A 6,790-nucleotide genomic window follows, 5' to 3' on the forward strand; every position below is an offset into this window, starting at 1 on the left:
AGATGTGTATAAGACACAGTGCTAATACCGGCCCGGCAGGGCCGACGCATCCTCCGACCGCAGACCCGACCCCCTCCGCCCGGCGCCCGCGCGTCGCGACCGTGAAAGGCCACCACCATGGCACCGTCCCCCCTGTCCCGCCGCTCCCTCCTCGCCAGCGGGGGAGTCGGGCTCACCCTCCTGCTCGCCGCGTGCTCCACCGGCCCGGCCGGAGGCTCGGCCTCGTCCTCGTCGGCCGGTGCGTCGTCGTCGGACGCCGCGGGCGGGGACGCCGCGTTCCCCCGCAGCATCGAGCACGTCTACGGCACCACCGAGATCCCGCAGCGCCCGACCCGCGTGGCCACCGTGTCCTGGGTGAACCAGGACGTGGCCCTCGCCCTCGGGGTGGTGCCGGTGGGCATGGCCGCCGTGGAGTTCGGGGGGAACGCGGAGAAGTCCACCGACTGGTTCGACGCGAAGCTCGCCGAGACCGAGGGCGCCCAGAAGCCCGTGCAGTGGTCCGAGGCCTCCGGCATCGACGCCGAGGCGATCGCCGCCGTGAAGCCGGACGTCATCCTCGCCGTCTACTCCGGCATCACGCAGGAGGACTACGACCGCCTCTCGAAGATCGCCCCCACAGTGGCCTACCCGAAGGACGTCCCCGCCTACGGCACCTCGTGGCAGCAGTCCACGGAGGTCATCGGCCGCGTGCTCGGCAAGGAGCAGGAGGCGGAGGAGCTCATCGCGGACCTCGAGCAGCAGATCAAGGACGCCGGCGAGAAGCACGCGGGCCTCCAGGGCGCGTCCTTCGTCTACGGCACCATCGACCCCGCCGCCGCGGACCAGATCAGCATCTACACGGACGTGGACAACCGCCCGAAGTTCCTCGAGCTGCTCGGCATGGAGCAGGCGCCGGTGGTGACGGAGAACTCCCCGGAGGACCAGGCGTTCTTCTTCACGTGGTCGCCCGAGCGCGCGGACGAGCTGGAGTCGGACGTGTTCGTCTCCTGGGCCGCCCAGGACTCGGTCCGCGAGGCCATCGAGTCCGACCCCCTGCTGGGCTCGATCCCGGCCGTGAAGGCCGGCGCCCTCGTCCTGCAGACGGACGAGCAGGAGGTCCTCTCCGTCTCCGCGATCTCCCCGCTGTCCATCCCGTTCGCGCTCGAGAAGGTCGTCCCGCCGATCGCCGAGGCCGCGAAGACCGCGCAGGGCTGATCCCTCCCCATGCCGTCCACGGCCCTGGCCTCCCCGGCCCGCGTCCGCGCGGGCGTGCTGATGGGCGCCCTGCCCGCGGCGCTGCTGCTGGCGGCGCTCGTGGCCGGCGTCGCCCTCGGCGCGCGCACCGTGCCGGCGACGACGGCGCTCGACACCCTGGGCGCGATCCTCACCGGGCACCCCGTGCCGGAGGGCATCGAGGCGGCGGCCGTGGCCTCCCGCGTGCCCCGCGTGGTGACGGGGGCGCTCGTGGGGGCGGCGCTGGCCGTGGCCGGCGCCGCCCTGCAGGGGGCCACCCGCAACCCGCTCGGCGACCCGGGGCTGCTCGGGCTCTCCGCCGGCGCGGGGCTGGCCGTGGCGGCGGGCATGGCGCTCGGCGTCGCCGGGTCCACGTTCGGAGTGCTGGCGCTGGCCGCCGTCGGGACGCTGGTCGCGGCCGCGCTCGGCTACGCGGTGGCGGCGGCCGCCACACGGAGTGGCCGGACGCCCGGCGCCCCCTCCCCCATGGCGCTCGTGCTGGCCGGCGCGGCGCTCACCGCCGGCGCCACCGCCGGCACCACGGCCCTGCTCGTGCTCTCCCCCACGGTCCAGGACCGACTGCGGTTCTGGGCCGTGGGCACGGTGGCCCGCGCCGACCTCGGCGAGGCGCTCGCCCTGGCACCCGTCATCGCCGTCGGGCTGCTCGCCGCCGTCGCCGTGGCCCCCGGGCTCGACGCCCTCGCCCTCGGCGACGACCTCGCGCACGGCCTGGGCGGGCGCCCGGAGCGGGTGCGCGCGGTGCTGCTGGGCGCGGTCGTGCTGCTCACGGCCGCGGCGGTGGCGCTGGCCGGGCCGGTCGGGTTCGTGGGACTGCTCGTGCCCCACGCGCTGCGCCGTCTGCGGCCGCCGAGCACGCGGGCCCTGATGGTCGGCTGCGCCCTGTGGGGCGCCGTCCTCGTGATCCTCGCGGACCTCGCCGGGCGGCTCGTCGTGGCGCCCGGGGAGATCCACCTCGGGGTGACCACCGTCCTGCTCGGCGTGCCCGTGCTGCTGGCGCTGCTGCGCCGCCCGGGGGTGGCCGCATGAGCCTCCAGTGCACCGCCCCGGACGACGTCGTCGCCCGCCTGCGCCGCGCCGACCGGCGCCGCCTCGGAGGGGCCTGCGCGGGCCTCGCCGTGGCCGTGCTGGTCCTCGCCCTGCTGCGCGTGGTGTGGGGCACGTACCAGGTGACCGTCCCGGACCTCGTGCGGATCCTGGGCGGGGAGACGATCCCGGGAGCGAGCTTCATCGTGCTGGAGGAGAAGCTGCCCCGCGCCGTGGCCGCAGTGCTCACCGGCGCCGCCCTGGGCGCGGCCGGCGCGCTCTACCGGCGCACGCTGCGCAACCCCCTGGCCTCGCCGGACATCCTGGGCGTCACCCAGGGCGCCGCGGCGGCGGTCGTGCTGGGGATGCTGGCGACCGCCGGGCAGACCGGCGGAGGATCGGACCTGATGCGCGCCGCCACGGCACTGATCGGTGGCCTCGCGGCGGTGGTCGCCGTGTTCGCCACGGCCCGCTCGGTGGGGGGCGAGCGGTTCGTCGTGGCCGGCATCGCGGTGGCGGCGGCGGGCCAGGCCGTGGTGGCCGGGGCCATGCTCTCGCTGGCCCAGCACGACCTGCAGTCGGCCACCGTCTGGATCGCCGGCTCGCTCAACGGGGTCACGTGGGGCCGCATCGCGCTGCTCGCGGGCGTGCTCGTGGTCGCCCTGCCGCTGGCGGGGGTGCTCCACGCGCGGCTGGCCCCCGCCGACGTCGGCCCGGACCTCGCGCACGCCCTCGGCGCCCGGCCGCGTCCCACCTCGGCCGCGGCGCTGGGGCTCGGCGCGGTGCTGGCCGCCGTGGCGACCGCCGTCGTGGGGCCGCTGGCGTTCGTGGCGCTGCTGGCCACCCCGGTGGCGCGCGGGCTCACCCGTGGCCTGCCCTCCCTGCCCGCGGCGGCGCTCACGGGCGCCGCGCTCGTGCTGCTCGCGGACCTCGTGGCCGGTGAGGCCGTCCCCCTGCTCACCGGTGCCGCCCTGCCCACCGGTGTGCTCACCGGCGCCGCCGGCGCCCCGCTCATGCTCTGGCTGCTGCTGTGCCAGGGCCGGACCCCAGGAGGCGTGCGCTCCGCATGACCGCTCCCCCGCTCACCGTCCCGTCCCCCGCCGCACCGCGCGCCGGGGCCGCCGACGACGTCGCGATCCGCCTGCGCGGCCTGACGCTCGGCTACGGCCCGGCCTCGGCGCCGCCGATCGTCGCGGACCTCGACCTGGACGTGCCCGCCGGGCGCGTCACCGCGATCATCGGCGCCAACGGCTGCGGCAAGTCCACGCTGCTGCGCGGCCTGACCCGCCAGCTCGCCCCGCGCGCCGGGAGCATCGAGGTGCTCGGTCGGGACGCCGCCCGCGTGTCCGCGCGCGACTACGCCCGCACCGTGGCGCTGCTGCCCCAGCATCCCGTGGCGCCCGAGGGCATGACGGTGGCGCAGCTCGTGGCGCGCGGCCGTCACCCGCACCGCGGGCTCCTGGGCGGCCGGGCCGCCGGCGACGACGCCGCGGTCGCCGCGGCGCTCGAGAGCACCGACCTCGTGGAGCTCGCCGAGCGCGAGGCCGGCACGCTCTCCGGCGGGCAGCGGCAGCGGGCGTGGCTCGCCCTCGTGCTCGCCCAGCAGACCCCGGTGGTGCTCCTCGACGAGCCCACGAGCTACCTCGACCTCAGCCATCAGGTGGAGGTGCTCGACCTGGTGCGCACGCTCCCGGACCCGCGTGGCGAGGGCCGGGCGACCGTCGTCGCGGTGCTGCACGAGCTGAACCTGGCGGCGCGCAGTGCGGACCACATCGTGGCGATGGCCGCGGGCCGGGTGGTGGCGCAGGGCACGCCGGGCGAGGTGATCGTGCCGGAGGTGCTGGCCGAGGTGTTCGGCCTGGACGCGGACGTGGTGGCCGACCCGCTGCTGGGCCACCCCGTGGTGCTGCCGCGGGGGGACGGGGACCACCGATGAGCGCCGACGGCATGATCGTGGCGCACACGCGCGTGGTGTCCGTGGAGCAGCCGTGCCGCGGGTTCCGGCGGATCGTGCTGGCGGGCCCGGACCTGGAGGCCGCCAGCGGGGACCTGCTGGGACTGCTGCCGCCCGGCGTCGCCGACCTGCACGCCCTGTACCGGGGCGCGCGGCCGCGCCGGGACGCCTATGTGAAGCTGCTGATCCCCCCGCCGGGCGGGACGTCGGCGGACCCGGACCTGTCCGCCGGGTTCCGCGCCGGGTTCCTGGCCATCCCCGAGGAGGAGCGCGGCTGGATGCGCACGTACACGGTGCGCTCGGCCGGGCTCGTGCGGCTCGACGGGCGGCAGGTGCCCTCGCTGACCGTGGACGTGGTGCTGCACGGCGACCCGGACGACCCCGCCGACCCGCATCAGGGGCCGGGCCTGCGCTGGGCGCGCGCCGTCCAGGCGGGGGACGCGGTGAACGTGCTGGTGCCCTCGGCGGAGGCGCCGGCGTGGTCCGGCTGGCGGCAGACGGGGGCGCACCGTGTGCTGGCCGTGGGCGACGAGACCGCCGTCCCCGCCCTGGTGTCCGTGGCGGAGGAGCTCGCGGACCCGTTCGGCGGGTTCGACGGCGAGGCGGACCTCGTGCTCGAGCTGCCCCACGACGGGCAGGCCGCCGACCTCATCGCCGAGCGCCTGGCCGTCCCCGAGCCGTGGGACTGGCGGGCCGTGACGGAGCTGACGGACCGGGGCCGCGTGCGCCTGCACGTGGGCCGCCGGGCGCCGGGGGCGCCGTCGGGGTCCTGGGCGCACGCCCGCCTCGCCGCCCTGCTGGGCGTGGACCCCGACGACGCCGGCGGGCCGGTCGCGCCGCCCGCGGCCTCCGTCGAGCGCGAGTGGACCGTCGCCGCCCTCGAGGCCGACGAACGGCCCGAGGCCTACGTGTTCCTCGCCGGGGAGTCCGCGATGGTGCGCGCCCTGCGCCGGCTCAGCGTGGGCCCCGGCGGCGTGCCGAAGAAGCACGTCTCCTTCATGGGCTACTGGCGGGAGGGCCAGGCGGAGAGCTGAGGAGTGGGGTGGTGGAGCGCCGCTCCGCCCTCGCACCGGCGTCGGGCTCTCCCTACTGTGGGAGTTCAGCACCCGATCGAACCGAAGGAGAGATTCCCATGACCCGCACCGTGATCATCGGCGGCCACGGCAAGGTGGCCCTGCTCGCCGCACCTCTGCTGGCGGAGGCCGGCCACGACGTCGTCTCGATCATCCGCAACCCCGATCACGCCGAGGACGTCCGCGCCGCCGGCGCCGAACCGCTCGTCCTGGACATCGAGAAGGCGGACCAGGAGGAGCTGCTCCACGCGCTGCGCGACGCGGACAACGTCGTGTTCTCCGCGGGCGCGGGCGGCGGGGACGCCCAGCGCACCCGGGCCGTGGACCACGACGCCGCCGTCGCCAGCATGCGCGCCGCCGAGGCCGCGGGCGTGCGGCGCTACGTGATGGTGTCCTACCTCGGCGCGTCCCTGCACCACGACGTGCCCGAGGACGACCCCTTCTACACCTACGCGCAGGCCAAGGCCGAGGCGGACGAGGCGCTGCGGGACTCCGGGCTGGCCTGGACCATCCTCGGTCCCGGCGCCCTGACCGACGAGGAGCCGTCCGGCCGCATCACCGTGGACCCGGACCTCTCCGACTCCGATGCCCCGCAGCGTGGGGCCAGCCGCGGCAACGTCGCCCGGGCGATCGTGGCCGTGCTCAGCGAGCCGGGCACGGTGGGCCGGAAGATCGACTTCGTGGACGGCGACGTGCCCGTGGCCGAGGCCGTCCGCGGCGACTGACGCGCCGCCAGCGCCGGGGACGGCCCCTCAGGCCAGGCCGAGGCGGCGGTCCACGGTGCCGAGCACGCCCATGAGCCCGGTGAAGCCGGCCAGGATCCCGGCGAGCACGACGCCCACGCTGCGGCGGCCGAGCCGCGGCACGTCGAGGAACGGGTACGGGTACCAGTCGATGCGGGGCCCGCGCGCCATGGTCACCGCCGCCCACATCAGCGGGATGACCGAGGCCAGGCCGGCGCGCCGCGGCGTGATCTGCCCGCGCGGGTCGAACAGCGCCCACACCGCCGGGGCGAGCACGGGGTTGACGATGTGCTGCAGCGCGTCGTTGAACCGGTAGAGGAAGGTGTCCTGCTCGCGGCCGCGCAGCACCGCGTTGTAGACGATCCCCGTGACCATCACCGAGCCGAGTCCGGCGGTGCGCACGGCCCAGAACGCGTCCGACGTGGGCGCCTCACGACGCGCGGCCAGCGTCAGCGACGTGCCCGCGACCAGCGCGTTGGACAGCCACGTGAAGTACGCCGGCTGGTTGAGGGCGTGGGACCAGCCCGCGGGGAACCCGCCCTGATAGCCGACGCCCGGGATCACCATGGAGTCCTTGGACATCCCGATGGGGAACGAGGTCAGGCACCCGATCAGCGGCAGTGCCCCCGAGACCTGCCACGCCAGGCGGGTCCGACGGTCCACCGGCGGCACGGGACGCGGCTGCAGCCGGGACACGACGGCGTGCGCGATCCGCCCACGGACCCCCTGCGGGGCGGGGCGGGTGCGGCGGAGGGAGGGCAGGC

General features: G+C 76.6%; 7 protein-coding genes. 6 read left to right on the forward strand and 1 reads right to left on the reverse strand.

The genetic code is table 11. The features are described from left to right. Nucleotides 1-117 precede the first annotated feature (117 nt). The 6 genes from J1M39_RS10505 (at nucleotide 118) to J1M39_RS10530 (ending at nucleotide 6,008) form a co-directional block, all read left to right on the forward strand. Nucleotides 118-1,194 carry an iron-siderophore ABC transporter substrate-binding protein gene (locus J1M39_RS10505; RefSeq protein WP_101965883.1) on the forward strand — a complete coding sequence of 359 codons (1,077 nt, stop codon included), beginning with the start codon at nucleotides 118-120 and terminating at the stop codon, nucleotides 1,192-1,194. 9 nt (nucleotides 1,195-1,203) lie between these two features. Next, entirely contained in the window at nucleotides 1,204-2,259 is a 1,056-nt protein-coding gene (locus J1M39_RS10510) for a FecCD family ABC transporter permease (protein ID WP_078025657.1), read from the forward strand. Continuing rightward, nucleotides 2,256-3,326: a FecCD family ABC transporter permease gene (locus tag J1M39_RS10515; protein WP_078025656.1), complete on the forward strand. Its 1,071-nt coding sequence runs from the start codon at nucleotides 2,256-2,258 to the stop codon at nucleotides 3,324-3,326. The genes J1M39_RS10510 and J1M39_RS10515 overlap by 4 nt, the downstream gene beginning before the upstream one ends. Continuing rightward, nucleotides 3,323-4,192: an ABC transporter ATP-binding protein gene (locus J1M39_RS10520; protein ID WP_206496759.1), complete on the forward strand. Its 870-nt coding sequence runs from the start codon at nucleotides 3,323-3,325 to the stop codon at nucleotides 4,190-4,192. Before J1M39_RS10515 ends, J1M39_RS10520 begins: the two co-directional genes overlap by 4 nt. Beyond that, entirely contained in the window at nucleotides 4,189-5,244 is a 1,056-nt protein-coding gene (locus J1M39_RS10525) for a siderophore-interacting protein (RefSeq protein WP_041104096.1), read from the forward strand. The genes J1M39_RS10520 and J1M39_RS10525 overlap by 4 nt, the downstream gene beginning before the upstream one ends. A 98-nt stretch (nucleotides 5,245-5,342) precedes the next feature. Further along, nucleotides 5,343-6,008 carry an SDR family oxidoreductase gene (locus J1M39_RS10530; RefSeq protein WP_041104097.1) on the forward strand — a complete coding sequence of 222 codons (666 nt, stop codon included), beginning with the start codon at nucleotides 5,343-5,345 and terminating at the stop codon, nucleotides 6,006-6,008. 27 nt (nucleotides 6,009-6,035) lie between these two features. Here the strand turns inward: J1M39_RS10530 and J1M39_RS10535 are convergent, their stop codons facing one another. After that, the gene (locus J1M39_RS10535) at nucleotides 6,036-6,788 is read right to left on the reverse strand and encodes a Pr6Pr family membrane protein (protein WP_241254113.1); all 753 of its coding nucleotides are present in this window, start codon (nucleotides 6,786-6,788) and stop codon (nucleotides 6,036-6,038) included. Between the last annotated feature and the right edge of the window lie 2 nt (nucleotides 6,789-6,790).

The sequence above is a fragment of the Micrococcus sp. KRD077 genome (assembly GCF_017168505.1).
Lineage (GTDB): Bacteria > Actinomycetota > Actinomycetes > Actinomycetales > Micrococcaceae > Micrococcus > Micrococcus luteus.

Excerpts from the sequence above, each read along its gene's own strand:
- J1M39_RS10505 (WP_101965883.1), top strand. The coding sequence starts at position 118 with ATGGCACCGTCCCCCCTGTCCCGCCGCTCCCTCCTCGCCAGCGGGGGA.
- J1M39_RS10520 (WP_206496759.1), top strand. The coding sequence starts at position 3,323 with ATGACCGCTCCCCCGCTCACCGTCCCGTCCCCCGCCGCACCGCGCGCC.
- J1M39_RS10510 (WP_078025657.1), top strand. The coding sequence starts at position 1,204 with ATGCCGTCCACGGCCCTGGCCTCCCCGGCCCGCGTCCGCGCGGGCGTG.
- J1M39_RS10525 (WP_041104096.1), top strand. The coding sequence starts at position 4,189 with ATGAGCGCCGACGGCATGATCGTGGCGCACACGCGCGTGGTGTCCGTG.
- J1M39_RS10530 (WP_041104097.1), top strand. The coding sequence starts at position 5,343 with ATGACCCGCACCGTGATCATCGGCGGCCACGGCAAGGTGGCCCTGCTC.
- J1M39_RS10515 (WP_078025656.1), top strand. The coding sequence starts at position 2,256 with ATGAGCCTCCAGTGCACCGCCCCGGACGACGTCGTCGCCCGCCTGCGC.